Source organism: Salmonella sp. SAL4457, from assembly GCF_046548235.1.
In the GTDB taxonomy this organism is placed as follows: Bacteria; Pseudomonadota; Gammaproteobacteria; order Enterobacterales; family Enterobacteriaceae; genus Salmonella; species Salmonella enterica.
Map to the genome: position 1 here is coordinate 1 of NZ_JBGDZO010001522.1, position 228 is coordinate 228.

Sequence of the window (228 nt, forward strand, 5' to 3'; positions counted from 1 at the left end):
GGTTGCCGGAGTCGGCGGCGTTCCTCGAACTCAAGGGCCGCCGCGCCGAACTGGACGCGCTGCTGCGCAAGGTCGATCCCGACTACCGGCCCGGCGCCGAGCGGGCGAACGCTGTCGCGGCCGAAGCGCCGAGCGGACGGGTCGCCCAGTTGTTCGAGGGGCGCCAGGCAGTGGGCACCCTGCTGCTGTGGGTGGCCTTCGCCATGTGCATGCTGATGAGCTACGGGC

1 pseudogene is annotated in these 228 nt (G+C 71.9%); it reads left to right on the forward strand.

The annotated features are described in order from the left end of the window. Positions 1-228: pseudogene (locus ACLJNW_RS29285) on the forward strand (aromatic acid/H+ symport family MFS transporter); the annotation flags it as partial.